25 protein-coding genes are annotated in these 24844 nt (G+C 52.5%); 21 read left to right on the top strand and 4 right to left on the bottom strand.

Annotated features, from left to right (window positions below; all coding sequences use genetic code 11):
• Positions 1-58 precede the first annotated feature (58 nt).
• Positions 59-238, bottom strand: a complete 180-nt coding sequence (locus ACO0LM_RS08595) for a hypothetical protein (RefSeq protein WP_423036131.1) — start codon at positions 236-238, stop codon at positions 59-61.
• Positions 239-381: 143 nt separating this feature from the next.
• Here ACO0LM_RS08595 and ACO0LM_RS08590 point away from each other — a divergent pair, with 143 nt between their 5' ends.
• From ACO0LM_RS08590 to crcB, 16 genes are all read left to right on the top strand, one after another.
• A complete protein-coding gene (locus ACO0LM_RS08590) occupies positions 382-1413 on the top strand; it encodes an ABC transporter substrate-binding protein (protein ID WP_423036129.1) in 1032 nt (343 codons plus the stop codon).
• Positions 1414-1498: 85 nt separating this feature from the next.
• Positions 1499-2101 (top strand): SCO family protein, encoded by a 603-nt coding sequence (locus ACO0LM_RS08585; protein WP_423036127.1) that lies wholly within the window; start codon positions 1499-1501, stop codon positions 2099-2101.
• Positions 2102-2114: 13 nt separating this feature from the next.
• Positions 2115-2579: a cupredoxin domain-containing protein gene (locus ACO0LM_RS08580; RefSeq protein WP_423036125.1), complete on the top strand. Its 465-nt coding sequence runs from the start codon at positions 2115-2117 to the stop codon at positions 2577-2579.
• A gap of 16 nt (positions 2580-2595) precedes the next feature.
• Positions 2596-3354, top strand: coding sequence for an ABC transporter permease (locus ACO0LM_RS08575; RefSeq protein WP_423036123.1), 759 nt, complete (start codon positions 2596-2598; stop codon positions 3352-3354).
• Positions 3344-4087 (top strand): ABC transporter ATP-binding protein, encoded by a 744-nt coding sequence (locus ACO0LM_RS08570; RefSeq protein ID WP_423036121.1) that lies wholly within the window; start codon positions 3344-3346, stop codon positions 4085-4087. Before ACO0LM_RS08575 ends, ACO0LM_RS08570 begins: the two co-directional genes overlap by 11 nt.
• Before the next feature lie 287 nt (positions 4088-4374).
• Positions 4375-5352 (top strand): ABC transporter substrate-binding protein, encoded by a 978-nt coding sequence (locus ACO0LM_RS08565; protein WP_423036111.1) that lies wholly within the window; start codon positions 4375-4377, stop codon positions 5350-5352.
• Between the two features lie 143 nt (positions 5353-5495).
• Positions 5496-7037, top strand: coding sequence for a sugar ABC transporter ATP-binding protein (locus ACO0LM_RS08560; RefSeq protein WP_423036109.1), 1542 nt, complete (start codon positions 5496-5498; stop codon positions 7035-7037).
• A gap of 98 nt (positions 7038-7135) precedes the next feature.
• Positions 7136-8206, top strand: coding sequence for an ABC transporter permease (locus ACO0LM_RS08555; RefSeq protein WP_422982486.1), 1071 nt, complete (start codon positions 7136-7138; stop codon positions 8204-8206).
• Positions 8203-9219: a galactofuranose ABC transporter, permease protein YjfF gene (gene yjfF, locus ACO0LM_RS08550; RefSeq protein ID WP_423036107.1), complete on the top strand. Its 1017-nt coding sequence runs from the start codon at positions 8203-8205 to the stop codon at positions 9217-9219. Before ACO0LM_RS08555 ends, yjfF begins: the two co-directional genes overlap by 4 nt.
• A gap of 249 nt (positions 9220-9468) precedes the next feature.
• Positions 9469-10410: a LysR family transcriptional regulator gene (locus ACO0LM_RS08545; protein ID WP_423036105.1), complete on the top strand. Its 942-nt coding sequence runs from the start codon at positions 9469-9471 to the stop codon at positions 10408-10410.
• 57 nt (positions 10411-10467) lie between these two features.
• On the top strand, positions 10468-11817 hold the full coding sequence (locus tag ACO0LM_RS08540) for a DUF3422 family protein (protein WP_422980964.1): 1350 nt from the start codon (positions 10468-10470) through the stop codon (positions 11815-11817).
• 188 nt (positions 11818-12005) lie between these two features.
• Entirely contained in the window at positions 12006-12536 is a 531-nt protein-coding gene (locus ACO0LM_RS08535) for a glycine zipper 2TM domain-containing protein (protein ID WP_423036103.1), read from the top strand.
• Positions 12537-12794: 258 nt separating this feature from the next.
• Positions 12795-14000: a gephyrin-like molybdotransferase Glp gene (gene glp / locus ACO0LM_RS08530; RefSeq protein WP_423036101.1), complete on the top strand. Its 1206-nt coding sequence runs from the start codon at positions 12795-12797 to the stop codon at positions 13998-14000.
• An 18-nt stretch (positions 14001-14018) separates the two neighbouring features.
• Positions 14019-14276: a molybdopterin converting factor subunit 1 gene (moaD, locus tag ACO0LM_RS08525; RefSeq protein ID WP_423036099.1), complete on the top strand. Its 258-nt coding sequence runs from the start codon at positions 14019-14021 to the stop codon at positions 14274-14276.
• A 3-nt stretch (positions 14277-14279) separates the two neighbouring features.
• Positions 14280-14768 (top strand): molybdopterin synthase catalytic subunit MoaE, encoded by a 489-nt coding sequence (gene moaE, locus ACO0LM_RS08520; RefSeq protein ID WP_423036097.1) that lies wholly within the window; start codon positions 14280-14282, stop codon positions 14766-14768.
• Positions 14765-15148 (top strand): fluoride efflux transporter CrcB, encoded by a 384-nt coding sequence (crcB, locus tag ACO0LM_RS08515; protein WP_423036095.1) that lies wholly within the window; start codon positions 14765-14767, stop codon positions 15146-15148. The genes moaE and crcB overlap by 4 nt, the downstream gene beginning before the upstream one ends.
• A 22-nt stretch (positions 15149-15170) precedes the next feature.
• Here crcB and ACO0LM_RS08510 read toward each other — a convergent pair whose 3' ends face one another.
• Positions 15171-16208, bottom strand: coding sequence for a phytanoyl-CoA dioxygenase family protein (locus tag ACO0LM_RS08510; protein ID WP_423036093.1), 1038 nt, complete (start codon positions 16206-16208; stop codon positions 15171-15173).
• A gap of 331 nt (positions 16209-16539) precedes the next feature.
• On the opposite strand from ACO0LM_RS08510, the gene pip reads away from it, so the two are divergent.
• Entirely contained in the window at positions 16540-17505 is a 966-nt protein-coding gene (gene pip, locus ACO0LM_RS08505) for a prolyl aminopeptidase (protein ID WP_423036091.1), read from the top strand.
• A gap of 42 nt (positions 17506-17547) precedes the next feature.
• On the opposite strand, the gene ACO0LM_RS08500 is transcribed toward pip, so the two are convergent.
• Entirely contained in the window at positions 17548-18096 is a 549-nt protein-coding gene (locus tag ACO0LM_RS08500; protein ID WP_423036089.1) for a hypothetical protein, read from the bottom strand.
• A gap of 110 nt (positions 18097-18206) precedes the next feature.
• Between ACO0LM_RS08500 and clpB the strand changes: the two genes are divergently transcribed.
• Positions 18207-20804 (top strand): ATP-dependent chaperone ClpB, encoded by a 2598-nt coding sequence (gene clpB / locus ACO0LM_RS08495; protein WP_423036087.1) that lies wholly within the window; start codon positions 18207-18209, stop codon positions 20802-20804.
• A 90-nt stretch (positions 20805-20894) separates the two neighbouring features.
• Here the strand turns inward: clpB and ACO0LM_RS08490 are convergent, their stop codons facing one another.
• Positions 20895-21680, bottom strand: a complete 786-nt coding sequence (locus ACO0LM_RS08490; protein WP_423036085.1) for an AraC family transcriptional regulator — start codon at positions 21678-21680, stop codon at positions 20895-20897.
• 181 nt (positions 21681-21861) lie between these two features.
• Here ACO0LM_RS08490 and ACO0LM_RS08485 point away from each other — a divergent pair, with 181 nt between their 5' ends.
• The 3 genes from ACO0LM_RS08485 to ACO0LM_RS08475 all read left to right on the top strand — a co-directional run bounded on the left by ACO0LM_RS08485 (position 21862) and on the right by ACO0LM_RS08475 (position 24842).
• Positions 21862-23088, top strand: coding sequence for an MFS transporter (locus ACO0LM_RS08485; RefSeq protein ID WP_423036083.1), 1227 nt, complete (start codon positions 21862-21864; stop codon positions 23086-23088).
• Positions 23089-23143: 55 nt separating this feature from the next.
• Complete coding sequence (gene rraA / locus ACO0LM_RS08480; protein ID WP_423036081.1) at positions 23144-23638, top strand: ribonuclease E activity regulator RraA; 495 nt, start codon at positions 23144-23146, stop codon at positions 23636-23638.
• 241 nt (positions 23639-23879) lie between these two features.
• Positions 23880-24842 carry an N-acetylmuramoyl-L-alanine amidase-like domain-containing protein gene (locus tag ACO0LM_RS08475; RefSeq protein ID WP_423036079.1) on the top strand — a complete coding sequence of 321 codons (963 nt, stop codon included), beginning with the start codon at positions 23880-23882 and terminating at the stop codon, positions 24840-24842.
• Positions 24843-24844 lie beyond the last annotated feature (2 nt).

The following is a 24844-nucleotide window of genomic DNA, read 5'->3' as shown; positions in this document are numbered from 1 at the left end:
TTGCACGGTATTTCTGGTCAGTAGTGTTTCCACGTTTTCACATCAGGCGTTCACCAGGTCAACACGCCCTGGTGTTGCGCCAAAAATAAACCAAACCAATCACCACCGGGTTCTCGCCTGTATCGAAAAACAGGCTGAGGAATCGCCTGTTATGCTGCGAACCAATTATTTCAAAATAAGTATCTAAATCACCAGCATTTTGATGGTTTTGCGCCATTGTTGATGCGGCGGAATCCACGCAAAATCTGCCAGGTGAAAGGGGCACTTGCTATATAATCATGCTTCTTATGTAGACTGTTTCCTTCCGAAATAGAAGCATATTCACATCGCTGTCAGACCGGCATATCAAGGAAGGTAGAAAAAATGCCTCAGGAAAATAGATTGACTTCGCATGCCCTTCGGCGCAGGCAGCTGCTTGGTGCAGGCTTGGCTTCTGCCTTGCCTTTGGCCGCACCGCAGCTTGCCTCTGCTGCCAGCAAATCCATCGTAGTGGGTGGCTTGCCTGTCACCTGTAATCTGACCTTGCCTATCGCTTGCGTTGCCAACGCGACCAATAACAGTAGTGGCAGCAAAGCAGGCGGCCCCTTGTTTGAGTTCGAATACAGCAAATATAGTGGCTGGCCAGAAATTAAAGAATCTCTGATGACAGGGCGCATACAGGCAGCGTATATGCTGGCACCGCTGGTGATGGATCTGGTCGATAAGAAAATACCGCTGAAGATTGTCTCGCTGGGCCATCGCTCCGGTGCCGTGATCATGGTGCGTACCGACTCTGCACATAAACGTTTTTCTGATCTTAAAGGCAAGCGTATTGCCATCCCTAGCCGCTTCGCCGTCGATTTTTTATTCCTGCGCAAAATGCTGGCGCGTGATGGCATGACGCCCAAAGACATCGAGATTGTAGAGATGGCACCGCCCGATATGCCAGCCGCCCTGTATGCCAAAGCGGTGGATGCGTATTGTACCGGCGAGCCCTTCGGTGCTGCTGCACAAAGGGCAGGTTATGCCCGGCCGCTGGCGATGACGCGCGACGAATGGCGTAACTATATTTGTTGTGTACTGACAGTACGTGAAGAGCTGATTAAAGAGAACCGCCCGCTGGTGCAAGAACTGGTGAATTACGTACAGGCCGCCGGTACCTGGCTAGACACCGGGCCCGTCAGCCGCAACAAGGCGGTGGCGATTGCCGCCGGGCGCAAATTCTTCAATCAAGATCCGAATATCATCCGCTTCGTGATGGAAAACCCGGCCGACCGCGTGACCTATGGCGATTTGCGCATGATCAAGGCGGAGTTCGATGATCTGATGAAGCTCTCGCTCGAAGCCAGTACCATCAAGCGCCCGATTGCCTACGAATCTTATGTTGACGAAAGTTTCGTCAAGAACATCAAGCCTGTCGTAATTACGCTTTAAGTATGGGCTAAAAAATTGAACAAGAATTGATACAGAGCTGACTAAGTTCTGCCATCGCAAGCTTTGCATCATTAAGGATTATCAATTGAAAGCAGCATTTTTCGCCCTGTTTTTCCTTCTGTTTTCCAGCAGTATTGATATGGCGAATGCCGCAGAAGATGCCACCCTGAAGGGCGGGGCATTTGATCCGCCACGCATCGCCCCCGATTTTTCTTTGCGCGGATCAGATGGCACGGAACTTAAGCTGAGTCGCTATCGCGGCAAGCTGGTCGTGCTTGAGTTTGGTTACACTTCTTGTTTTGACGTTTGCCCTACCTCATTGGCTATGCTGGCGCAGGTGCGCAAAAAACTTGGCGCATTGGCGGCCGATGTACAGATTGTGTATGTGACGGTTGATCCTGAACGCGATACTGCAGCTATCCTGAAGCCATACTTGGCCGCGTTTGATCCCAGCTTTGTTGGTGCTACCGGCAGCCCTGAACAGTTAGCACGGGTACGTAAAGATTATGGCATCAGCGCCAGTAAAAACATGGTGCCAGGAAGTAAGACTGCCTACACCATGTCGCACTCGTCATACTTATATCTGATAGACAGACAAGGTAGTCTGCGCAGTATGATGCCGTTTGGCAGTAGTGTCGATGACGTCGCGCACGACGTGCGTGTTTTGTTGAGCACACAAAAGAAATAGCCCGGTGCCGAACATGAAATTACTCCACCAGTGGCGCTTCTGGCTTGTGCTGTTTTTACTCATGATGGTTTGCGGTGCGGTGGGCTGGGGCGCATTTGCGACTATTCAATCTTCCACGCGTGATGAACTTTTCGCGATACCCAAGGGAACCTGGGCGCGCCGTATGGCGGGCGACAAGGTGGACATATTGCCCGCCAAAGTGTATCTGACTTTAGGCGTGAACGATGTGCTCTTGCTGAAAAATCTGGATGATGTGCCACAAATTTTTGGCCCTGTGCTGATCATGCCGGGACAGAGTTTTCGATTACCGTTTGCGCTGGCATCGGATTACCAGTTTGAATGCTCGGCGCACGCCAGCGGGCAAATGAGCATCATCGTTGCAGCGATGCCAGAGCAAGGTTGGGCACGCTTGCGCTGGCGGCTGCAATGGTATTGGAACAAGTTTAACGCCATCATACTATCGAGAAATCTGTCGTAGAAACTGAAAAACCCATATGGAAAAACTCAAGAAAATATTGGCACCACTCGCCCTGATCGCAAGCCTGATTGCGCTCTGGTGGGTGGTGGTAGTGCAGACTGAAAGCGTGATCTTCCCTACGCCTTTGCAGGTAGTCACAGGCACATTGGAACTGGCGGCAGACGGCACGCTGTGGGAACATATTGTCGCTTCCCTGTTGCGGGTGGGCGCGGGGTTTTTGCTGGCGAGCCTGGTTGCGCTGCCTTTGGGCTTGTGGATGGGGCGCGTGGAAGGTGCTTACCGCACCCTCAATCCCCTGTTTCAGATCATGCGTCCCATCTCGCCGATAGCCTGGATACCGCTGGCAATACTTTGGTTTGGCGTGGGTAATGTGTCACCGATTTTTCTGATCTTTCTTGCCTCGGTATTTCCCATGATAGTGCAGACCGCTTCAGGCGTTCATACCATAGAAAAACGCTATCTGCGCGCGGCTGAAAATTTTGGCGTCTCGCGATCTACGCTATTCCGTCAAATCATCATTCCCGCCGTGCTGCCAGAAATTATCGTTGGCATGCGCATTGCGCTGGGTGTTGCCTGGTTGGTGGTCGTAGCGGCAGAAATGATCGCCTTGCGCTCGGGCCTTGGTTACCTGATTATGGATTCACGCAATGCAGGCAATCGCTACGACCTGGTGATCGCGGGCATGTTGATTATTGGTGTTATCGGCCTGGTGTTAGATGGCTTGATGCGCTTTCTGGAAAGTCTTAAATCAGTCAGGTGGCGTTATGGACGGTAAGATCGTCGTCAAGGATGTCAAAAAAAGTTTTACGTCGGGAAAACTTAATTTGCCTGTGGTGGGTGGTGTCAGCCTGAACGTCGCCGATGGTGAATTTGTTGCCATCGTCGGGCCTTCCGGTTGCGGTAAATCGACGCTGATGAAAATTATTTCAGGTTTTGAAAAACCTGATTCCGGCAGCGTCAGCATAGATGGTGCAGAACGCCATGGCCCAAGCGCTAAAGGTATTGTTATTTCGCAGCATGGCTCGGTGTTTCCATGGATGACGGTGCAACAAAATCTGATGTTTGGCTTAAACGGAAATGGTCTTGGCGATAAGGCCGCATTGGCCGATCACTATACCGCGATGGTTGGTCTGAAAGGATTTGAAAAGAGTTATCCGCACGAACTTTCCGGTGGCATGATCAAGCGCGTAGAGTTAGCACGCGCTTTGGTGGTCAAACCAGAAATTCTGTACATGGATGAACCATTTTCGGCGCTCGATGCTTTAATGAATCTGCGCATGCGTACTGAACTATTACGTATCCTGACGGAAGAGCGCCATACGGTGTTATTGATCACGCATGATGTAGAAGAGGCCCTGTTCATGGCTGACAGGATATTGGTGCTGTCTCCACGCCCGACCGTGATACAGGCGAGTTTCGACGTACCATTTCCACATCCGCGCAAGCTGTCGAACCCTGTATTGCAGGAATTGAAAGAGAAAATTCTGGGTGAGTTGGGCGTTCTATAGGAGCGAATGGTGAATGGGGCTGTCAATAAGGCTTGTCAGTCTGCGTGCGCTTAATGCACCTATGATTGATTGCCGCATGTTATTTCTGAGGGCTCTCAGTCATGTAGTGGGTTTTTTCGAGATATCAAAAACAGTATCGCAACCTAGAAATAAGTCATTGGATGGCTATACCTGTTTCTTTTATACTACGCAGATAAGATAGGCCCGTTGAATCTGTAGCCATGCATTCATGCATTCAAACACAGCAGGGCACATAGCAGGGTACAACCAATACTCAGGAGACCAGCATGACATTCAGCCGTAGATCGTTCGTGGGCAATGCAATCCAGCTTGCCATTATCACCATAGCCGGATTGGGTAGTGCATCTGCCCTGGCAGCCAAACCTATCGTAATGGGGTTTTCGCAAGTGGGTGCCGAGAGTGAATGGCGTACCGCCAATACCCTGTCCATCAAGGATGCGGCCAAAAAAGAAGGGGTTAACCTGAAATTTGCTGATGCCCAGCAAAAGCAGGAAAACCAGGTCAAGGCCATCCGTTCCTTTATCGCTCAAAAAGTGGATGTAATCGCTTTTTCACCCGTGGTCGAAACCGGCTGGGATACTGTCCTGCGCGAAGCCAAGGCTGCCAAAATACCGGTTATTTTGACTGACAGGGCTGTTAACGTCACCGATACTTCGCTGTATGTGACCTTTATTGGTTCCGATTTTGTTGAAGAAGGCCGTCGCGCTGGTCGCTGGTTGCTGGAGCGGGCCAAAAAAACTCCAGACCGCAGCCTGAATATCGTTGAACTTCAGGGTACCGTGGGTTCTGCCCCGGCGATAGACCGCAAGAATGGCTTTGAACAGGCCATCGCTGGCAATACCAAGTTGAAGATCATCCGTTCCCAGACCGGTGACTTTACCCGTGCCAAGGGTAAGGAAGTGATGGAAGCCTTCCTTAAATCACAGGGCAAGAACATCAATGTGGTGTATGCACACAATGATGATATGGCGATCGGTGCCATACAGGCGATAGAAGAAGCCGGCCTGAAGCCGGGTACTGACATAATCATTATTTCGATTGATGGTGTGAAAGGCGCTTTCGAAGCCATGATCGCTGGTAAGCTCAATGTCACGGTGGAATGCAGCCCTTTGCTGGGCCCGCAACTGATGCAGGTGGCGCGTGATGTGCTGGCGGGTAAGCCGGTACCCAAGCGGATTACGACAGAAGAAGGCGTATTCCCGGCTGAAGTTGCGGCCAAAGAATTCCCAAATCGCAAATACTGAAGCCTGCAGGCCATTGCTGAAAATGCGCGGGGAGGGGGAGATATTTTTCGCCTTCCAGCGTTGCCTGCCCGCTGTATGCCTGACTTAGGTTAGCAGGACAGGAGACAGTACGGCCTTTGCAGTACCCCAACCTGTTGATGATTATGAGCGTATCCGATAACGGAGCATCTGCCACGCCTGTGCTGGAACTGCGTGGCATAGACAAGAGTTTCCCCGGCGTGAAAGCGCTGAGCCAGGCTGGCTTGCGCCTGTTTGCCGGTGAAGTACATACCCTGATGGGCCAGAACGGTGCCGGAAAATCCAGCCTGATCAAGGTGCTGACCGGTGTCTATACGCCAGATGGCGGCAGCATTTTGCTGGATGGCAAGGCGGTGCAGCCGCAATCGACCTCAGACGCGCAAGACCTGGGTATCAGTACCGTCTATCAGGAAGTGAATCTGTGCACCAATCTGTCGGTCGCTGAAAATATTTTCATTGGTCGCTATCCCAAACGTTTCGGTCGCATAGACTGGCGCAGCATGCGCCAGCAAGCGGCAGCCATACTGGCGCAATTGCATATTGATATCGATGTGACAGCACCGCTGGCACATTATTCCCTGGCGATACAGCAAATGGTGGCGATATCGCGGGCTATCAGTGTGTCGGCCAGGGTCTTGATACTGGATGAGCCAACTTCCAGCCTGGACGAAGCTGAAGTGCAGTTACTGTTCAGCGTGTTGAAACGCTTGCGTGAACAGGGGATGGCCATCCTGTTTGTTACCCACTTTTTAGAACAGACCTATGCGATTTCGGATCGCATTACGGTGCTGCGCAATGGCATGCTGGAAGGTGAATACCTGTGCCAGGATCTGTCGCGGCTGGCACTGGTGAATAAAATGATAGGTGCACCGGACGAGGCCGAGCAGTTGCAATCCAGCATGGATGACGCGAGCAGAACGACATCCGCAAGCAATGAAGCAGTCACTTTTCTGGAAGCGCATGGCCTGGGCCGCAAGGGGGCCATCCTGCCCATGGATTTAAAAATTAATGCCGGTCAGATACTCGGTTTTTGTGGGTTGCTGGGTGCTGGCCGTACCGAGGCGGCGCGCCTGCTGTTTGGTGCCGACAAGGCTGATAGCGGTCATATCCGCATGGGCGGTAAGGACCAGCATTTTTCATCCCCCAGGGATGCGATTGCTGCCGGTATTGCTTTCTGCTCTGAAGACCGCAAACATGAAGGCGCAATATTGTCTTTGTCTGTGCGTGAAAACATGATGCTGGCCTTGCAGGCCAGGACCGGTATTTTACGTGCCATGCCCATGAAGGAGCAGCAGGCGCTGGCGCTGGAATATGTGCAAAGCCTGGGCATTAAAACCGCCGATATCGATACCCCGATAGGCACGCTGTCTGGTGGTAACCAGCAAAAGGTGTTGCTGGCGCGCTGGCTGTTGACATCGCCAGGTTTGCTGATACTTGATGAGCCTACCCGTGGCATAGATGTGAAAGCCAAGCAGGAAATCATGGATTTCGTCTCCACCCTGTGCCGCAAGGGCCTGGCAGTCTTGTTCATTTCGTCCGAGTTACCGGAAGTCTTGCGTTGCAGTGACCGCATGCTGGTCCTGCGTGACCGCAAGATTTGCGGCGAATATGCAAGAGGTGAACTGGATGAAACATCCGTTCTGGAAGTCATAGCAGGGGGCGCGTGATGACACTGTCAGCAAAAGCCGATGTACCCGATGTGCTATCTTCAGCACTACCAGCACAAGCTGCACCAACGCTATCCAGTCCTGTACCGACTTTGTCCATGAAAAACAGATTATCCATCTTGCTGCAGCATCCCTTGTCCCGCCCCATACTGGCATTGCTGGTGCTGTGCATCATTGATTTGCTGCTGATTCCCGGTTTCTTTCATTTGAGGCTGCAAGACGGCCATCTGTATGGCAGCGTGATTGATATCCTGAACCGTGCCGCACCATTGATGTTGACGGCGGTGGGCATGACATTGGTGATTGCTACCCGTGGCATTGATATCTCTGTTGGTGCCGTGGTGGCATTGTCTGGTACGGTTGCCGCCATGCTGATAGGTGGTACGCTGAGCATGAAAAACGGCACGCCCGAATATGTCAGTAACACGCCCATGGTGTGGGCCCTGTGTGCAGCCCTGGGTGCTGCGGTGTTGTGTGGCGTATGGAATGGCGCGCTGGTGGCTTTGCTGGGCCTGCAACCTATCGTGGCGACGCTGATACTGATGGTGGCAGGACGTGGGTTGGCGCAGTTGCTGACAGATGGGCAAATCGTTACTGTGTATTACCAGCCTTATTTTTTCATAGGCAGCGGCTATTTGTTTGGTTTGCCGTTTTCATTGACGATAGTCGCATTGGTGTTTTTGCTGACCGCGCTGATCATGCGCAAAACGGCACTGGGCCTGTTTATACAGGCTATCGGCATCAACCCGGTGGCTGCCAGGCTGGCCGGCATCAGAACCGCTGCCCTGATATTTTTCGTCTACCTGTTTTGCAGCCTGTGCGCCGGTGTTGCCGGCTTGATGATCAGCGCCAATATCAAAAGTGCTGATGCAAATAATGCCGGACTCTTGCTGGAACTGGATGCCATTCTGGCGGTGACGCTGGGCGGTACGTCGCTGAATGGCGGCAAGTTCAGCCTGATAGGCAGCGTGATCGGTGCACTCATCATACAGACACTGACGTATACGATTTATGCCATGGGCGTGCCGCCAGAGGTGAATATGGTGGTCAAATCCATCGTCGTATTCATGGTGTGCCTGTCGCAATCCGCCGAATTCAAAGTCATTTGGCAACGTGCCGTGGCACGCGTCAAACGTCCTTCCAAGCACAATACGACTTCCCCGACATGATTTCTTTTTTCCATACTTTGCGCAAGCTCACGCAGGGCGCGTATTTCATCTCGCTGGTGACAGTGGGCCTGTTATTGCTGATGCTGGTGCTGGGGGGCGTGGCTTATCCCGGGTTTTTGTCCTTGCAGGTGATCTGCAACCTGCTCATCGATAATGCCTTCTTGCTGGTGATCGCCATCGGCATGAGTTTCGTCATTTTGTCGGGCGGTATCGATCTGTCGGTCGGGTCGGTACTGGCCCTGAGCACCATGATCACGGCCTGGATGCTGCAGATGTGGCATTGGCCACCCATTGTAGTCGTGCCGTTGGTATTGCTGCTGGGCAGCCTGTTTGGTGCCGTAATGGGGGCCATGATTCATTTCTTTAAACTGCAGGCATTTATCGTCACCCTGGCTGGCATGTTCCTGGCGCGTGGCCTGTGCTATCTGATCAGTATCAATTCCATCACCATTGATGATCCGTGGTTTGTCAGCATGTCGCAAAGCCAGTTGGCATTTCTTGATGTCTTTGTTTCGCCGGGTGTGGTGATTGCCTTGCTGATGCTGGGCCTGGCGATTTATCTGGCGCACTATAGTGAATTTGGGCGCGCGGTATATGCCATAGGTGGGAATGAGCAAAGCGCCTTGATGATGGGCTTGCCGGTTGCCCGGACCAAGATCATGATTTATGCATTCAGTGGCTTTTGTGCGGCGCTGGCTGGTTTATTGTTTTCGTTTTACATGTTATCCGGTTATGGTCTGCATGCACAGGGCACAGAGTTGGACGCTATCGCTGCCGTAGTCATCGGCGGCACCCTGCTGACCGGTGGTGTCGGTTATGTGGCCGGTGCGCTGACCGGCGTGCTGGTATTGGGCACCATACAAACCCTGATTGCCTTTGACGGCACACTAAGCTCATGGTGGACCAAGATCGTCATAGGCAGCTTGTTGTTTGTATTCTGCCTGGTGCAAAGGATCATGGTGATCAGTGCTGCAAAAGCACCGGCGGCGACTGCAATAGCTGGCAAGGCTTGATATTGAAGATTGGGTACTCAGCATAAGCAGTGTGTTGTTACAGAAACGCGAAAAGTTGAAACAAAGCATACGTCCGGATGAAATATCGCTAGAATCATGCGGGGCTTGCGAGAACGCATTCCTCTCTTCTTGAAGGGAGGCGTTCCAGGTCAGTACGTCATAATATATTTTGGGAATATCAAACATCCAGAAAAATATGTGGCAACATGCCCCCGGCGAATTCAATATTGATTACGGCATTGCTCATTTATGGATACACCCAATCCCAACTGGTTTTTGCGCGCACGTCTGAAGACCAGGCAATTATTGCTGTTGATTGCACTTGATGAGCATCGCAATATCCATCGCGCATCCGAAGCCCTGCACATGACGCAGCCAGCAGCGTCCAAGCAACTCAAGGACCTGGAAGAAATGCTCGACGTGCAGTTGTTTGATCGCCTGCCACGTGGGATGGAACCCACCATCTTTGGCGAAACCATGATACGTCATGCACGCATGGCGCTGAACAGCCTGGCACTTGCCCATGATGATATTGTCGCCCTCAGGTCTGGTTTGCTGGGGCAGGTGGAAGTGGGTGTCATCATGACACCGGGCATGGCCTTGCTGCCCAAGGCGATTGCGCGCATCAAGCAACAGGCTCCGTTACTGCGCATAGGCGTGCATATGGAGCAAAGCAATATCTTGCTGGAGCGCTTGCAGCGCGGCAGCCTGGATTTCATGATAGGCCGTATCCTTGATCAGGAAAACAGTGCCAGCCTCAGTTATGAAGAGTTGACCGAAGAACCCGCCTGTGTCGTGGCCCGTATCGGCCACCCCTTACTGGAACACCCGAATCTACAATTGCAAGACATGAATACCCGTCCCTGGATATTGCCGTTGCAAGGCAGCGTCTTGCGCCACCGCTTCGACATGATGTTCAGGCGGGCAGGGCTGGAACCACCGGTGAATGTGGTCGATACCACGGCCTTATTGCTGATCACTGCCTTATTACAGCAGACGGATAGCCTGCATGTGATGCCGGTGGATGTGGCACGTTACTATGCTTCGCTGAATGTATTGAGTATCTTGCCAATAGAATTACCATGCAAGATGGATGCCTTCGGCATTATCCGCCAGCGTGACCATTTGCTGTCACCCGGTGCCGACCTGTTGTTACAGGCCGTACGCGCCGTGGCCGCAGAGTTGTATTGATCTGGCACGCTCTATGCTTATCGTTAATTATTGCTGACGCTTACTTTCCCGACGTTCATGTCCATCATTTATTCCACACTTAATCATCAATTGCGGGTTCCGCTTGCTTCGGAAATCCATTCCCGTCCTTTTTTGAAATTACAGGCACCCGAACGCATATCGCATCTTGCCGTGTATTCCGGTGCTGAAAGCAAGGCAGCCACATCCACTGCACATGAACAACATGCCTTGCTGGCGGCACTGTGCGCCCATTTTGCCGTGGCGGCACCGGCGGGTACGGCCAAATATTTTTATCACGACTTTGGGCGGTTTCGCCTGAAGTGGGAATGTCATGCCGAATTTGCCACCTATACCTTTGCCGAAAGCCTGGCGGAAGTACCGGCCCTGGGTGAGATGTTTGAACACATGCCGGTAACCCAGTTGCCGGGTGAATGGTTATTGCGCCTGCAGGGGAAAATGCTGGTGGCAGCGCATGTTGCCTTGTGCCGCAACGGTGAAAGTACCGAGCAGTTTTCGCGTAGTCTGGCGCGGGTGTTTGAAGGCAATGTGCTGGCTGGCAGCCATGTCATGCTAGGGGGCGAACTGTGGTCGGATTTCGTCATTCAGGCGGATGGTTTCAGCCGTTTCGTGATACGTGATATCGACATGCGGGCGATGCAGGCAGGACGCCTGGTGCAGCGCATACTGGAAATCGAAACCTATCGCATGATGGCCTTGCTGGGCCTGCCCTATGCCCATCAGGCAGCAGCTTCACTGAACAGCATAGAAAATGAACTGGTTGCCTTGTCGGCAGCCATGGTCAAGGCAGGTGAACCAGCCAAGGGCAAAGCACCAGAGCAGGACGGTGTATCAGTCCATGATCTGCTGGACCAGATCATGCGACTGGCTGCACGCATAGAAAAACTGGCGCTGGACAATAGCTATCGTTTTTCTGCTTCCCAGGCTTATTTCAGGATCATCGAAGCGCGCATAGAAGAATTGCGTGAGGTCCGGATAGAAGGCATTCCCACCATAGAAGAATTCATGGACAGACGTTTGACGCCAGCCATGAATACCTGCGTTGCCATGCTTAACCGGCAAGAAGCGCTGGCACAAAGAATTGCAAATACCAATGATCTATTGCGTACCCGCGTGGGCATCGTGCAGGAAGCACAAAACCGCCAGATACTGCAATCCATGAATGCCCGTGCCGCACAACAATTGCGCTTGCAACAGGCGGTAGAAGGGCTGTCGGTAGCTGCCATTTCGTATTATGTGACCGGCTTGTTTTCCTATGTCGGCAAAGCCATCAAGCAGACTGGTGTCAATCTGAATACTGACCTGTTCACCGGGATCATGGTGCCGTTGGTAGTGGGGGCAGTATGGCTGAGCCTGCGACGCATGCACAAGAAAATGCATGCGCATTGAACAAGCCGGGCTTGCTTATATTGATAAAGTTTACATAGTTGCAAACGATGTAAGGTATTTATTAAGGTATTTAAAGCATGTCTCCGAAATGCAAGGGATTGTTACGAGGCTTTGTTTTTACGCCTGTCGCGTCAACAAACTATTGCCTGTCGCGTTGATTGAGTACATTACCTTTTTCGGAGTACATCATGCGCAAGCTTACTATCCTGACCTCCATTGCACTCATTTGCTCGATGGCAGGATGTGCGGTGCAGCGTTATCCTGCCAATACACAGGGTCAATATCCGACCCAGTACCCCACCCAGTACCAGCAACATCCGACCCAGTATCCAGCATATGGGCAGAATCAGACGCCTTATCCGAATCAGAATGCGTATGTGGATACGGCCCTTATCGTTGGCATACGTGAAGTCAATGTCGGCAGCGGTGGTTCGTCCGGTGCTGGTGCGGCAGTTGGTGCGCTGATAGGCGGTGTTCTTGGGCATCAGGTTGGCAAGGGCAATGGGCGTGATCTGGCAACCATAGGCGGTGCGATTGCCGGTGGCCTGGTTGGCAATGAAATGGAACGTTCGTCCACACCCAAAAACAAGATGGAACTGACAGTACGCCTGCAAAATGGCGAGCAGCGCACCGTGCTGGTGGAACCGAATAATTATTACCGCATGGGTGACAGGATCAGGGTCACTTTCCAGAACGGGCAATTGGCACTGGCCCCCTGAGTCTGGTCATGGCCCTTGATGTATAGTTGATAAAAAACATATATTCACCCCCGGCACTTCATGTAGTGCCGGGGGTTTTGTTTTGTTAACACCTTGCAGATATGTCTGTCCTGGCGTGGCATTCTCTTGTGAAATAGTTATTTGCCTGACGCAGCATTTTGTGAATGCCGGCAGCAGTCACCGGATAGGAACATACAGGCTACAATATCGCCTAATAGCAATTAACAATTAACAATTTGCTCAATCCGGGAATACTTCATGTCAAAACCTATGCTCACTGTGGCTGAGGCGCTGGAATTTTTATTGTCTGCTGTCCGTCCCATACAGGATGTGGAAACAGTCGCTACCTTGGCCGCCAATGGCCGGCTGCTGGCGCAGAGCCAGACTTCCCTGTTGAATGTGCCGCCGCTGGATAATACCCAGATGGATGGCTATGCCGTGCGTGCCGCTGATTGTGTGGATGCCGAAACACGCCTGCGCGTCAGCCAGCGCATTCCCGCCGGTTATATCGGCGAAGCGCTGGAAGCGGGTACTGCTGCACGCATATTTACCGGTGCCATTATCCCTGCAGGTGCTGATGCAGTCATCATGCAAGAGCAATGTGTCGCTGACGGTGATTTTGTGACCATCAGGCACCAGCCCAGGGTTGGCGAATGGATACGCAGGCAGGGCGAAGATATTGCTACAGGCGCGACTATCCTGGCTGCCGGCACCAGGTTAAGGGCGCAGGAACTGGGCCTGGCAGCTTCGGTAGGGCTGGCGCAGTTGCCTGTGTTGCGCCGACCCAGGGTTGCGGTATTTTTTACCGGTGATGAACTGGCCATGCCGGGCGATGTCTTGAAACCAGGGGTGATTTATAACTCCAACCGTTTTACCCTGACAGCCTTATTGCAAGACCTGGGTTGCGATGTCACCGACTATGGCATCGTACCGGACAAACTGGATGCCACTCGCTCCACACTGCGTTTGGCCAGCCAGGAACATGATGTCATCATCACTTCTGGCGGTGTATCGGTCGGGGAAGAAGATCATGTCAGGCCAGCTGTTGAAGCAGAAGGCCGCCTGGATATGTGGCAGATTGCCCTCAAACCTGGCAAACCGCTGGCTTTTGGCGCAGTGGGCAAGGCATTCTTTATTGGCTTGCCTGGTAATCCGGTATCCAGTTTCGTGACCTTTTTGTTATTCGTGCGTCCCTTCCTGCTGCGTATGCAGGGCGTGCAAAAAGTTAGCCCACAGTCGTATTCTGTGCGTGCCGATTTCGACTGGTTGAAACCAGACCGCCGCAATGAATTCCTGCGTGCTCGCATGAATGCCGAAGGGGGCCTGGAGTTATTTGCCAACCAGGGTTCTGCCGTGTTGACTTCGACAGTCTGGGGTGACGGTTTGATTGACCTTGCACCAGGTCAAAGTATTCATGCCGGTGATGTGGTCAAATTCATTCCTTTCAGTAGCCTGATGGGCTAAGCTTTTTTCAGATTGATTATGCATATTCAATTACGATTTTTTGCCAGCGTGCGCGAAAAACTGGGTTTGTCTTCACAAGAGGTCGAGGTGCCGCCAGAGGTGCAGACCGTGGGCGATGTCAGGCAATGGCTGATACAGCGTGGTGATGTCTGGGCAGACGTGCTGGCACCTGACCGTGCCTTGCGCATGGCCTTCAACCAGCAAATGTGTGAGCCTGACAAGCGCATTAGTGAAAGGGCAGAGGTCGCTTTCTTTCCACCTGTGACCGGGGGCTGACCGATGACAGTACGGGTACAGACTGCAGACTTTGATCTGAATGCAGAGATGGCACTAATGCGTCAGGGCAAACCGGCCATTGGTGCCCTGGTCAGCTTTGTCGGCGTCGTGCGCGATATGAATGAGGGGCAGTCCGTTCAGGCCATGGAACTTGAACACTATCCCGGCATGACGGAGAAATCGCTGGAACAGATCGTGCAGCAGGCGCAGCAACGCTGGCAATTGATGGATGTACTGGTCATTCACAGAGTGGGGGCACTCATGCCGCTGGACCAGATAGTGCTGGTGATCGTGGCGTCGCGCCACCGTGGCGAGGCTTTTGCGGCTTGCGAATTCATCATGGATTACCTTAAAACCCAGGCACCGTTCTGGAAAAAAGAGCAGACGCCGGCAGGTGCGCGCTGGGTAGATGCCAGGGAAACCGATGATCAGGCTTTACAAAAATGGACACAAGGAACGGACATGGACACGGATGCCGGAGGCAAGGCATGACCTGGCTGGGTACATTAGCAGTGGGCCTGGGTGCCGCTTTCGGGGCCTGGCTGCGCTGGGTGTTGGGTTTGTGGCTGAATACCACCTATCCCTTATTGCCATTGGGCACGCTGATCGCCAATCTCGGTGGTGGTTACGTCATCGGCTTTTGCGTGGCTTTTTTTTCTGCCTATCCACAGTTGTCACCTGAATGGCGTTTGTTTCTGGTGACGGGTTTCCTGGGGGGATTGACCACTTTCTCCACGTTTTCAGCCGAAGCCATGAGCTTGCTGCATCGCGGCGACTATGGCTGGGCCCTCATGCATAGCGGTGCACACCTGATCGGTTCCATTGTTTGCTGCTTTGCCGGTTTTGCCACTTATCGGGCGTTGTTTGCTTAGTATTGCTTACTATTCCTATTGTTCAACGCCAGGTCTGTTGAATCGGCAAGGTGCTGGGGAGCATATTGATGTACTGCACGATGCGGGGTTTGGCCCCCCGATTGGGGCGACTGCCATGCGGTAGTAACTGATTCCATATCACCATATCGCCGGCCTTGCCACCTACCGACGTGGAACCCAGCGCATGCAAGTCCTGTTCACGCGGATCGGCGTCAGCCGGCAGACTGGACAGCCAGGCATCCAGCCTGCGATGAAAGCCGGGTACCAGCGTCAGTGCACCTTGTTCGGGTGGCGTATCCGTCAAATATAAAATTCCTTGCGTGGCAAATGGAATGGGTTGATGCAGGCTCGTATCCCAGTGCAGGTCTGGCCCACGAAATCTGTGCCCCGGCCTTTCCGGGACATTGAAGCCGCAACGGTCGGTGCTGACCCATAAATCTGTGGTTTGCCACAATTGTGCAAAGGCTTTATGAATACGCGGCGAGCGGCGGTTGGCATCGAATGCCTGGGACTGGAATAGTTGCACCATGATGTTTGCATGTTTACCGTGATACCAGGATTCAACATCATCTTCCCTCGCGTTCAATGTATCCCAGATCACTTGTGCTGCCGCTGCACTATCGTGCGCAGGCACGGCTTCCCGCAGTATGACAAAACCCTGTTCATCCCAATGGTGCAAATCATCTTCGGACAGCACGTCCGGCATGCTGGCCAGTGTTGCTTGCCATGCCAATACGCTGGCAGCTTGCGCCGTTTGCTGGGTGAGGGCATTGATGCGCGCCACCTTGTCTGCCGAAGGCATGCCTGCAGTGTGGATGAGCCAGGCTTCAAATTGGGCGAAATCAGGTGCTTCATTCAGGATGAATTGCGTAACCTGTTCCAGGCCGACACCCAGGGTATGCAGCATCAGCCGGTCGGTGTGAAAATCAGTGTGGTGGTCGATTTTTTCTCCGCGACGCGCGGCCATCATGCGTGACCAATAGTTTTTCAGATGCGGCAGCTTGATGCGCACCGGGGCATCCGGGTCATTCAGGTCTGTATGGGCGTCGGTCAGGGGCATGACGAATAGGCGTAAAAAAGAAATATCATCGCAAACTGTGTAAAAAATAGCAAATTGATGTCAACATGCTCATTCTTGACATTCTGAGTATAATCATTAAGCCTTACGCAAAAGTGTCCCAGCAAGGCTATCGCTTTCGGAAACCTCCCTTGCAAGGGAGGTTCGTTACGTTGGCAGACAACATGTTGTCTGAAACCCCAACTACACCGTAGCGACGAAGACAGTACGAATAGTACCGAATCTTGCTAAATGCGGGAGCTGTAACGCAGCTGTGGCGGTTTTGCGTAAGTCCTAATCATCTTACTTTTGGACAAATTTATATCATTCATCTATGACTGCTGATACTTTTCCCTTATTCCCAGCCATCGAGGCAAACCGCAGTGGCATGCTGAAGGTGGATGACACCCATACCCTGTATTGGGAGGAAAGCGGTAATCCGCAAGGGCAGCCGGTGCTGTTCTTGCATGGCGGCCCCGGTGCAGGCACTTCGCCCACTCACCGGCGGTTTTTTGACCCTGTCCACTACCGCATCGTGTTGTTTGATCAGCGTGGCGCTGGCAAATCCCTGCCACTGGGAGAATACCGTGACAATACAACGCCCTTGCTGGTCAATGACATAGAGAAAATCCGCGTCATGCTGGGTATAGAACAATGGCTGGTCTTTGGCGGTTCCTGGGGTTCGACACTGGCATTGGCCTATGGTGAGGCACATCCTGAACGTTGCCTGGGCTTTGTACTGAGGGGTATATTCCTGTGCACCAAGGCTGAAGTGGAATGGTTTGTGAATGGCATGAAATTCTTCTTCCCCGAAGTGCATCAGCGTTTTGCTGAAGCAGTACCGGCAGAAGAACGCCACGATTTGCTGACAGCGTATACGAAGCGCCTGTTTTCGGATGATCCGGCGGTCTATATCGAGGCTGCCCGTAACTGGAGTCGTTATGAAGGCTCTTGTATTTTCCTTAAACCGCAGCCCGACACCATAGCCGACTTTGAATCAGATGCCATCTGTATAGGCTTGGGTCGGCTCGAAGCGCATTACATGCTCCATGCGGCTTTCATGCGTGAAGATCAACTGATACAGGACATTGAGCGCATACGCCACCTGCCGGCAGTGATCGTGCAGGGCCGTTATGACGTCGTCTGTCCACCAGTCAGTGCGTATCGCCTGCATCAGGCCTGGCCGGAAGCCAGCCTGCAAATGATTGCAGATGCCGGGCATTCCGGGTCAGAACCAGGGATCGCGGAAGCGCTGGTGCGCGCTACCGAGCAATTCCGGCAAAGCGGCAGGTTTGAGTAAGCCTCAGTTCATCAATAAGCATCAATAAGTATCACGAGGGTATCAATTAAGCAGGCGCGGCGGTGCATCTTCGGATGTACTGCTGCCGCCCAGCATTTCCAGCGTAAATCCCCAATCGGCTTTTTCTACCGCATCCTGAAACAGCTTGCAAAAGCCGTGCAGCAGGCGGCGTCCCATCGCCACTTCAAAGTTTTTACCATCAGCGACAATGAATTCCATACGGAAGGCGGCGGTGGCATGCACGTGAAACTGGATATCGTCCGGCAGTAAAGCCTGTTCGCCCAAGGGCCAGCTTTCGACCTTGCTGGGGAAAGGGGCATCAAAATTGCCGCCATCCTTCATCTGGGCGACAGAAGCTTCATGTTCCATCTGTACCATTTCTGCACTGGCATGGGCAGCCGCTGGCTTGCCCAGTTTTACCTGTTTGGCCATGGCTTCCAGCAGCGTCGGCCAGAATTGCATGGTCAGCCGACGGGTAAACAGCAGGTGAATCTCTTGCCTGGCGCTGGCTGATTTCTCGGCAAAGGAAAACTTGACCAGTAGTCTGTCCTGAACTGGCAGGTAACTTATTTGTAATTGTTGTAAATCCATGTCTTTCTTTTGATGTAAAGCAAACAAGCGTGCATCTGTTTTTTTAATATTCTTGAAATTGGCTTTGCTGCCCCAAATTGAGAAACTAAATAATTCTTCAGGAGTGAGTCATGCGGCTCGACAAATTAACCACTAAATTGCAGGAAGCCCTCGCCGACGCGCAAAGCCAGGCAGTTGGCAATGATAACCAATACATAGAGCCTGTGCACGTATTGTTGGCATTAATTAACCAGGATGATGGCAGTAGCCGTTCGCTGCTGCAAAGGGCAGGTGTGAATGTGACTGCGCTTGGTAATGCCTTGAAATCGGCCCTGGACAGATTGCCCAAGGTGTCTGGCACGGACGGCCAGGTACAGGCAGGGCGTGAACTGGTGGGCTTGCTGAACCTGGCGGATAAAGAATCCCAGAAGCGCGGCGACCAGTTCCTGGCCAGCGAAATGATCTTGCTGGCCCTGACAGACGATAAATCGGAAGCCGGCAAGCTGGCGCGGGAAAACGGCCTGACGCGCAAAGCGCTGGAACAGGCAATTGCTGCCGTGCGCGGTGGTGGCAATGTAGATAGCCAGGATGCTGAAGGCCAGCGTGAAGCCCTGAAAAAATATACCCTCGACCTGACCGAACGCGCCCGTCTGGGCAAGCTTGACCCTGTGATCGGGCGTGATGATGAAATCCGTCGTGCCATCCAGGTCTTGCAGCGTCGCAGCAAGAACAATCCGGTGCTGATTGGTGAGCCTGGCGTCGGTAAAACCGCCATCGTCGAAGGCCTGGCGCAGCGTATCGTCAATGGTGAAGTACCCGACAGTCTGAAATCCAAACGCGTCTTGTCGCTGGATATGGCAGCTTTGCTGGCGGGTGCCAAATACCGTGGTGAATTTGAAGAACGCCTGAAAGCCGTGCTGAAAGAAATCGCCATGGATGAAGGCCAGACCATCGTCTTTATCGATGAATTACACACCATGGTTGGTGCTGGCAAAGCCGAGGGCGCGATGGATGCCGGCAATATGCTGAAACCCGCACTGGCGCGGGGTGAATTGCATTGCGTAGGCGCCACCACTCTGGATGAATACCGAAAGTACATAGAAAAAGATGCCGCACTGGAACGTCGCTTCCAGAAAATCATCGTGGATGAACCCAGCGTCGAAGCGACGATAGCGATTTTGCGTGGTCTGCAGGAAAAATATGAAGTCCATCATGGGGTCGACATTACTGACCCGGCCATCGTCGCGGCGGCAGAGTTGTCGCACCGTTATATCACCGACCGCTTCTTGCCAGACAAGGCGATTGACCTGATTGATGAGGCCGCTGCCAAGATCAAGATAGAAATCGACTCCAAACCGGAAGTCATGGATAAGCTGGACCGTCGCCTGATACAGTTAAAGATAGAAAAGGAAGCTGTCAAACGCGAGAAGGATGCAGGCTCGAAAAAACGTCTGGTGCTGATCGAAGAAGAAATCGACAAACTGGCCCGTGAATATGCCGATCTGGAAGAAGTCTGGAAGGCAGAAAAAGCCAGCGTGCAGGGCAGCACCCATATCAAGGAAGAGATAGAAAAAATTCGCCTGCAAATGGATGATGCAAGGCGCAAGGGTGACTGGCAAACCATGTCCGAGTTGCAGTATGGCCGCTTGCCTGAACTGGAAGCACAACTGAAACAGGCCGATACCCAGGCAGATAAAAACCAGCAAGACCATGGCAAGATGAAATTGTTGCGCACCCAGGTCGGTGCCGAAGAAATTGCCGAAATCGTCTCGCGCGCCACCGGTATTCCGGTATCGCGCATGATGCAGGGCGAGCGTGAAAAACTCTTGCAAATGGAAGACGCATTGCATCAGCGCGTGGTCGGTCAGCATGAAGCGATTGTTGCTGTATCCGATGCGATTCGCCGTTCGCGTGCAGGTCTGGGCGACCCGGGTCGTCCGTATGGTTCCTTCCTATTCCTGGGGCCAACTGGTGTTGGTAAAACCGAGCTGTGCAAGGCGCTGGCGAGTTTTATGTTTGATACGGAAGAATCAATGATCCGCATCGACATGAGTGAATTCATGGAAAAACATTCGGTCGCCCGCCTGATCGGTGCGCCACCGGGCTATGTCGGCTATGAAGAAGGTGGTTATCTGACCGAGGCAGTACGTCGCAAGCCTTATAGCGTGATTTTGCTGGACGAGGTGGAAAAAGCCCATCACGATGTCTTCAATGTCTTGCTGCAGGTGCTGGATGATGGCCGCATGACCGATGGGCAGGGGCGCACCGTGGATTTTAAAAACACCGTGATCGTCATGACGTCGAATCTTGGCTCGCATCAGATACAGGCGATGGAGGGCAGTGATCCCGAAGTGATCAAGATGGCTGTCATGGGTGAAGTGAAAACTCATTTCCGCCCCGAGTTCATCAACCGTATAGACGAGATCGTGGTGTTCCATGCACTGGATGCCAAAAACATCGGTGCAATCGCCAAGATACAGTTGAAAACGCTGGAACAGCGTCTGCATCAGATGGACATGGGCTTGCAGGTCAGCGACGCCGCTTTGCACAAGATCGCCGAGGCTGGTTTTGATCCGGTGTACGGCGCAAGGCCATTAAAACGCGCCATTCAGCAGGAAATTGAAAACCCCTTGTCGAAAATGATATTGCAAGGCCAGTTTGGACCCAAGGATGTGATTGCCATTGACGCCAAAGAACATGGACTGGTGTTCACCAAAGCCAGTGTTTGATTGAATAGAAAAATTGAACTTTGAGACCAGTTGCTGGTCTATAGGGATGTAGGAAGCAAGTTGGGGCAGCGTGCAAACGTTGCCCTTTTTTTATTTTTGACGAAAAAAACTGCTCGGTGATTCGCCAAATGTTTTCTTGAACATGGCAGAGAAAGCTGACTGGCTGGCATAGCCCAGTTCAGCCGCCACTTGCGACAAGGGCAGGCCGCTGGTGATCAATGGTGATGCTTTTGATAAGCGCATTTGCTGGCGCCAGGCGGTGAAGGACATATCCAGTTGCTGCTCAAACAGGCGTGACAGCGTGCGTGATGATGCGCCTACCTGGCTTGCATAATCTTCCAGTGTCAGGCCGGATGCCGGGTCGGCCAGCAATATTTCACACAGGCTTTTCAGGCGTTTGTCACGCGGCATGGGCAGGCGTATGGGCAGGTGCTTGGCTGCCTGCAATTCATCCGTGATGACGGCAGCAAGATGATTTTCACGTGGGCCAGCGTGATCGATCTGCTCCATACCGGCGATCAGTTCGCGTAGTAATGGTGATACCTCCAGTACCAGGCAATTGTCGCCTTTGAAAGGTAGATGGTCAGCATGAAAATACAGCAGGCGCAATTGCGATGGTTCGATAATCCTGACTTCATGCTCTACCCCCGCCGGTATCCAGATAGCCCGTAATGGCGGCACGAACCAGGTATTGTCGTTGGCCAGGATCTGCATCATGCCTTGCGGCGTGTAGGTCAGTTGCCCCCATTGGTGATGATGTGTGCGTATCACTTCTTCAGTCGGCAGGTCGCGCGCCGCCAGGCGCACCGGCCGTTGCGGGGTGGGGCTTTTGTCCGCTGATTGCGGGCGGGTGTCGGTCAGGATTTCTATTGCCATACTGAGATTGTCACGGATATTGTCACGGGTATTGTCAATTAATTATTGTTGTTGAGTTGTCGTAATTTCGACAAAGTTTGTCTATCTATCTTAAATCAGACTGAGTGATTTTGCATACACTCATCAGGTCGGGCGCTGTCATGCGCCAATATGCGCCAATTCAATAGCGAAAGGACTTGGTATGACTACAGCAGTAAGCCCACCGGTGAATCTCAGACAGGACGCCATGGTGATCAGTCTGGTGGGGCTGGCACATGGTATTTCGCATTTTTTCCATATGATACTGGCACCCTTGTTCCCCTGGATTAAGGATGCGTTCAGCCTGAGTTATGCCGAGTTGGGTCTGTTGATGACGGTGTTTTTTGTCATTTCCGGCATCGGTCAGGCCTTGTCGGGTTTTATTGTCGACAAACTGGGGGCGAGGGCGGTCTTGTTCTTTGGTATTAGCTGTCTGGGCTTTGCTGCGCTGGTATTGTCGTCTGCACAAAATTACGCGATGCTGCTGGCTGGCTCCATGCTGGCTGGTGTTGGTAATGCCGTTTTTCATCCGTCGGATTACACCTTGTTGAACAAGAAGGTTTCCACGGCGCGTCTGGGTTATGCGTTTTCTGTGCATGGCATATCGGGCAATCTGGGCTGGGCGACTGCACCGGTGTTTCTGGTAACCATCGCTGGCTTGACGAGCTGGCGCACTGCACTGTTTTGTGCCGCTTTTCTGCCGTTTGCCGTGTTGGCGATTCTGTTTGTCTATCGTGATTTATTGCATACCGAGCCAGTACATCACCACAATGCACACACTTCGGGCGTGAAAACGGCAGGTGGCAGCACGGATTTCTTGCGCATACCGGCTGTATGGATGTGTTTTGGATTTTTCTTCATGACCGCGATGGCATTAGGGGGCATACAAAGTTTTTCTTCTTCCGGTCTGCGCGATATGTATGGCATGAAATTGAGTGAAGCGACCACTGCCTACACCGGGTATATGCTGGCGTCTGCTGCCGGCATGCTGTGGGGCGGCTTTCTGGTAGCAAAAACATCGCAACATGACAGGACGATCACCCTGGCCTTTAGCTTCGCCGGAATATTTTCCCTGATATTGGCCAGTGGCGTGGTGAATGTGCCGATAGCCATCGTGTTGATGGCAGCGATAGGTTTTGGATCGGGCGTTGCTGGTCCCTCACGTGATTTGCTGATACGGGCAGCCGCACCCAAGAATGCGACTGGCCGTGTGTATGGCGTTGTCTATTCGGGCCTGGATTCCGGTCTGGCTGTGGCGCCGCTGATTTTTGGTGCCATCATGGATGCGCATCATCCTTCCTGGATTTTTGTCTGCATAGGCGTGTTCCAGGTGTTAGCAATATTGACGGCCGTCAATGTCGGAACCAAGACGCGTGCATTGGCAGTTTGAGCGTTGCTGGTTAGAATAAGACCTCATCCTAACCAAGTTCAACTGAGGAAAAATCATGAGCTTTGCGACCTGTGATATCTGTGATGCCAATGAGGGCAAGATCGCCACCAATGAGTTGTCTGTGGTGCCACCCATCTTCATGCGTTTTGGTAAAACCAGCAAATTCAGTGGACAGGCCGTGACACTGAAAGTCTTTGAAGACAACGTACTGGTCAGGTCTACGCTGGAGACACCGGGAAACGGCCAGGTCCTGGTGATTGATGGTGGTGGCAGCTTCCGTTGTGCTTTGGTGGGTGGCAACCTGGCTGCACTGGGTGAAAAAAATGGCTGGTCGGGCATCATTGTGCATGGCTGTATCCGCGATGTCGATGAAATCAACCAGTGCAACATCGGTGTGCGGGCGATGGCATCCATGCCTTTGCGCAGCGCCAAACACGGTGGTGGGATGAAAAACTTGCTGATCAATATCGCCGGTGTCGCGATTCATCCGGGCGACTGGATTTATGCGGATATAGATGGCGTGCTGGTCGCCAGGCATGCATTGATCTGAATTTCATAGGACTTACGCAAAACCGCCCCAGCTGCGTTGCAGCTCCTTGCCGTACTAAAGTACTGTCTTCGTCGCTGCGCCTTGCTGGGACGATTTTGCGTAAGTCCTATTTCAGTATCATTAGTCGATCATGGGCGAAGGCAGGAAATGCATGGTCACACAGGTGGCGATGCGTTTATTTTTATTGGAACCTTTTCCTATGGTATAAGTCTGAGTAGAACTCATTTCCTTTTACCTGCCTATGTTTTCTCGCTTATTTTCACCACTGTCATTGGCGGTAGCCGCGCTATTCTTCGCCGCGCCATCGCAGGCGCAGGATAGAGTCGCTGTCCCATCAGCTGCTGGCAAGCTGGAAATTGATCCTTTCCCGGCAAAAAAAATCCACCAGATGACGCCGCAAGAGCTTGATAAGTACCTGGCTTTTCTGCATGCCAGCGTGCCAGACCTGCGTCAGAGAATAGCCATCATCGCCAGGAAAAATATCGGCCAGCCTTATCGCCTGAATTTGCTGGGTGAATTTCCTTTCGAGCTGCATGACACTTTACCCATGTATAGCCTGACGCATAGCGATTGCCTGGTATTTGTTGAACATACCTATGCCATGGCATTAAGCCGTTCATGGGAAGAGTTTTTCTGGATATTGCAGCGCATACGATACAAGGATGGTCAGATCGGTGTAGCGACCCGCAATCATTACACCGAAGTAGACTGGAATATCAATAATGCCTGGCTGCTCAAGGATGTCTCTGGCAATCTGTTGCCTGGCGCGGCCAGTAGCTTTGACATCATTGTGGACAGGGCAAAGTTCCTCAAGGAACAGCACCATACAGTCACTAATATCCCGGTACAGAACAGCCGCGAAGCTTATGTCAAAACGGCTCAGGTGAATGCCGTATTGTCGCAGTTGCAGAATGGTGATTTCGTCAACGTTGTGTCTGACAAGGACGGCTATCAGTCTGTCACCCATGTCGGCCTGGTGGTGATTGATGCCGACGGCAAGAGAAATTTCCTGAACTCTGCCGAGCCGCAAGTCAGGGAAGAAAGTTTTGATGCCTTCATCAACCGCACTCATGAGCGCACCAGGACCAGTAAGCTTGCCAATCCAAGAAAACTGCTTGGCTTTAAATTCTTGCGCCTGCGTGATGATATCGTCATCCCGGCTTCAGTCAGCCTGCCTAAACCCGCAACTATCGACGGGCATTAGTG

The sequence above is a fragment of the Undibacterium sp. Di26W genome, assembly GCF_049340265.1.
Classification (GTDB): domain Bacteria; phylum Pseudomonadota; class Gammaproteobacteria; order Burkholderiales; family Burkholderiaceae_D; genus Undibacterium.
This window is presented reverse-complemented; position numbering and strand designations above follow the sequence as displayed.

Bases quoted from the DNA above. Each gene is read 5' to 3' on its own strand.
- moaD (WP_423036099.1), top strand. From the start codon at position 14,019: ATGCATATTCAATTACGATTTTTTGCCAGCGTGCGCGAAAAACTGGGT.
- clpB (WP_423036087.1), top strand. From the start codon at position 18,207: ATGCGGCTCGACAAATTAACCACTAAATTGCAGGAAGCCCTCGCCGAC.
- ACO0LM_RS08560 (WP_423036109.1), top strand. From the start codon at position 5,496: ATGAGCGTATCCGATAACGGAGCATCTGCCACGCCTGTGCTGGAACTG.
- ACO0LM_RS08565 (WP_423036111.1), top strand. From the start codon at position 4,375: ATGACATTCAGCCGTAGATCGTTCGTGGGCAATGCAATCCAGCTTGCC.
- ACO0LM_RS08500 (WP_423036089.1), bottom strand. From the start codon at position 18,096: ATGGATTTACAACAATTACAAATAAGTTACCTGCCAGTTCAGGACAGA.
- ACO0LM_RS08580 (WP_423036125.1), top strand. From the start codon at position 2,115: ATGAAATTACTCCACCAGTGGCGCTTCTGGCTTGTGCTGTTTTTACTC.
- moaE (WP_423036097.1), top strand. From the start codon at position 14,280: ATGACAGTACGGGTACAGACTGCAGACTTTGATCTGAATGCAGAGATG.
- ACO0LM_RS08570 (WP_423036121.1), top strand. From the start codon at position 3,344: ATGGACGGTAAGATCGTCGTCAAGGATGTCAAAAAAAGTTTTACGTCG.
- crcB (WP_423036095.1), top strand. From the start codon at position 14,765: ATGACCTGGCTGGGTACATTAGCAGTGGGCCTGGGTGCCGCTTTCGGG.
- ACO0LM_RS08485 (WP_423036083.1), top strand. From the start codon at position 21,862: ATGACTACAGCAGTAAGCCCACCGGTGAATCTCAGACAGGACGCCATG.
- ACO0LM_RS08490 (WP_423036085.1), bottom strand. From the start codon at position 21,680: ATGGCAATAGAAATCCTGACCGACACCCGCCCGCAATCAGCGGACAAA.
- ACO0LM_RS08475 (WP_423036079.1), top strand. From the start codon at position 23,880: ATGTTTTCTCGCTTATTTTCACCACTGTCATTGGCGGTAGCCGCGCTA.
- rraA (WP_423036081.1), top strand. From the start codon at position 23,144: ATGAGCTTTGCGACCTGTGATATCTGTGATGCCAATGAGGGCAAGATC.
- glp (WP_423036101.1), top strand. From the start codon at position 12,795: ATGTCAAAACCTATGCTCACTGTGGCTGAGGCGCTGGAATTTTTATTG.
- pip (WP_423036091.1), top strand. From the start codon at position 16,540: ATGACTGCTGATACTTTTCCCTTATTCCCAGCCATCGAGGCAAACCGC.
- ACO0LM_RS08535 (WP_423036103.1), top strand. From the start codon at position 12,006: ATGCGCAAGCTTACTATCCTGACCTCCATTGCACTCATTTGCTCGATG.
- ACO0LM_RS08540 (WP_422980964.1), top strand. From the start codon at position 10,468: ATGTCCATCATTTATTCCACACTTAATCATCAATTGCGGGTTCCGCTT.
- ACO0LM_RS08510 (WP_423036093.1), bottom strand. From the start codon at position 16,208: ATGCCCCTGACCGACGCCCATACAGACCTGAATGACCCGGATGCCCCG.
- ACO0LM_RS08555 (WP_422982486.1), top strand. From the start codon at position 7,136: ATGAAAAACAGATTATCCATCTTGCTGCAGCATCCCTTGTCCCGCCCC.
- yjfF (WP_423036107.1), top strand. From the start codon at position 8,203: ATGATTTCTTTTTTCCATACTTTGCGCAAGCTCACGCAGGGCGCGTAT.
- ACO0LM_RS08575 (WP_423036123.1), top strand. From the start codon at position 2,596: ATGGAAAAACTCAAGAAAATATTGGCACCACTCGCCCTGATCGCAAGC.
- ACO0LM_RS08545 (WP_423036105.1), top strand. From the start codon at position 9,469: ATGGATACACCCAATCCCAACTGGTTTTTGCGCGCACGTCTGAAGACC.